This is a genomic window from Gemmiger formicilis, from assembly GCF_016901605.1.
Classification (GTDB): domain Bacteria; phylum Bacillota; class Clostridia; order Oscillospirales; family Ruminococcaceae; genus Gemmiger; species Gemmiger formicilis_B.
Genome location: NZ_JACJKP010000267.1, coordinates 1 through 2,519, shown reverse-complemented (window position 1 = coordinate 2,519; position 2,519 = coordinate 1). Strand labels below are relative to the sequence as shown.

3 protein-coding genes are annotated in these 2,519 nt (G+C 52.0%); all 3 read left to right on the top strand.

Features of this window, described 5'->3' with window-relative positions:
• Positions 1-1,266 (top strand): glutathionylspermidine synthase family protein (locus H6B10_RS13955; protein WP_204652156.1); only part of this gene is annotated, 1,266 nt, incomplete at its 5' end.
• Between the two features lie 49 nt (positions 1,267-1,315).
• Positions 1,316-1,837: a DinB family protein gene (locus tag H6B10_RS13950; protein ID WP_243427399.1), complete on the top strand. Its 522-nt coding sequence runs from the start codon at positions 1,316-1,318 to the stop codon at positions 1,835-1,837.
• 14 nt (positions 1,838-1,851) lie between these two features.
• Positions 1,852-2,355, top strand: coding sequence for a hypothetical protein (locus tag H6B10_RS13945; RefSeq protein ID WP_204652155.1), 504 nt, complete (start codon positions 1,852-1,854; stop codon positions 2,353-2,355).
• Positions 2,356-2,519: the final 164 nt, after the last annotated feature.

Here is a 2,519-nt window from a genome sequence, read left to right as displayed (position 1 = left end):
GCGCGGGAATTTGATGAAATCACCGAATATATGAAGGCTTCCACCGCGATTCACCACGGGGAATACGTGCGTACCTGCTATCAGCCCAAGTTGTTTACAGAGCAGATTTTTCAGACATTTTCGGAAGATATTCGTACGCTGTACGGTATTTTGTCCAAGGTCATCCACGCATACTACCGGGACCCGGAATACCGCGCGCTTTTTGGCTTTGATAAAGTGGCCGAGGAACTGATTCTGCGTGCAGACCCGGAGATTTCTCTGCTTCCTATGGCACGGATCGATTTCTTTTACAATGAGGAAACCGGCGCTTATAAATACTGCGAGTTCAACACCGATGGCACCAGCGCCATGAATGAAGACCGTGAACTGAATCTGGGGCAGCAGCTGTCCACCGTATACCGGGAATTCCGGCAGAACCATCCTACCCGTACCTGTGAGTTGTTTGACAGTTGGGTCAAAACACTGTGCGCAGTCTATCGCCGTGCGCGGAAAACCGAGCAGGCGCCCTATGTAGCCATTGTGGATTTTATGGATTGCGGAACAGTTAACGAGTTTGAGGTGTTCCAGGGATATTTTGTCCGCAACGGTGTGCCCGCAGAGGTGTGCGATCTGCGCAGCCTGCAATATAACGCAGAAGAAAAAGTACTGTATGGGCCCGGAGGGCATAAAATTGATGCCATCTATCGGCGCGCCGTTACCAGTGATATTCTGGAACGTTACGAAGAATGCGGGCCTTTGCTGGCTGCAGTACGTGACGATGCGGTACTTTTGGTGGGGGATTTCCACACGCAGCTGGTCCACAACAAAACGATTTTCCGAATCCTGCATGAAGCACGCACACAGGTGATGCTGACGGAGGAAGAACGGGCATTTGTAAAGGCCCATGTGCCCCTGACAAAGAGCTTCGAACAATCGGATATTCCCGCTGTGCTGGCGGATAAGGACGCCTGGATTCTGAAACCTCTGGATTCCTACGCCTCCCGCGGCGTGCACGCCGGTGTGGAACACACCCAGAAGGAATGGGAAGAAATTGTCCTCCATACACCGGAAGGGTACCTGCTGCAGGAGTTCTACCGTCCTTATGTGACCGAAAACTACGGCATCGGCCCGGATGGGAAATTCGGCAAAAACAGGTACTATAACCTGACAGGCATCTATGTGTACGACGGTGTGGCACAGGGTGTTTACTCCCGGGTGTCGCTCAGCCCGATTATTTCCAGCCAATATAGCGAAAAGACGCTGCCGACTCTGTTGGTAGGGGAATAATCCGGAAGTCGGTCCGGCATACTAACCCCAAAACATTGGGGGGCAAAGTATGCGGGAAACATCGTATCATGCCGTCATCACCGAGATGACGGTCCGGGCGCTGTGGGAAACACAGAACGTGATCGACTGCATCCCGGATGAAATTTGGGATAAGCACTATGGGGGATCGCCGCTGTGGCAGCATCTGTATCATATGCTGCACAGCCTGGACCAGTGGTTCATCAATCCGCGCGCCAATGATTTTGTGGCACCGCCCGTCCATACGCCGGATCTTCATGAATTGGACATCTACCCGGCGGCGCATCTGGACCGCGGGCAGATCGATGACTATTTTTATACCATCAAAGCGAAGTTGTCCTTGTATCTGACCTCGCTGCATGACGAGGACTTGCTGCAGCGCCCCGAAAACTGCGAATGGACAAGATTCACCCTGATTTTGTCGCAGTACAGGCATCTTCATCTGCATCTGGGCATGTTGATGGGATTTATCGTAGCAGAAATCGGGTTGTGTCCGCGCACGTTGGAGCCGGGGGACGAGTTCCCGCGGCCGCCTTATGACCCCTATCGGTAAAGAAAGGAACATTCATGAAAAAAACAGGAATCGCAGGGTTCTTGCTGTCTGTCTGCTTGCTGCTGGCAGGGTGTACATCCCAAAATGTGGATACAACACCGGTGTGGCAGCAGACGCTTCCTCAGACAGGTGTGCAGATGGAAGTAAGCAACTGTACACTGGAAAACAGCGGCCCGGTTTATTATGCCATGGACAGGGTGGACACAGATTACTGGACGGAGAAAACAGCGGTTCAGGTCAAGGGTGTCCCCGTCGTCACCCTGTATGGTGTAGACCCGGAAGAGGTCGAACTGCGATTTGTGGAAAACGTTTCCTACCTGTACATTTACTACGATAAGGTCATGCCGCAGCCGGATTTGGACTATGTTCTGACCGAAACGAATGACGGCGCACTGCAGTATCGTCTGGATACGGTATATAACTATGAATTTGTGATCACGACAGAGCAGGGAACCGACTCCATGATGGTCATTTGCCACAGGGACGGTTTGGAATCTGCCAATACCGGTACCACTTGAATACAACGAAAAACAGCCCCGGCGGGAACTTCCGCCGGGACTGCTTTTTGGTTGGCGCCGAATAGGCATGATAAAACCCCCAGTTCAACTGGGGGTGGATAAAAAATACTTTAGTGAAGAGAAAGAACCTCCTGTGCTAGAATAAAGCTGGTCTGGCAACCAAG

Coding starts and splice junctions, on each gene's coding strand:
- H6B10_RS13945 (WP_204652155.1), top strand. CDS start 1,852: ATGAAAAAAACAGGAATCGCAGGGTTCTTGCTGTCTGTCTGCTTGCTG.
- H6B10_RS13950 (WP_243427399.1), top strand. CDS start 1,316: ATGCGGGAAACATCGTATCATGCCGTCATCACCGAGATGACGGTCCGG.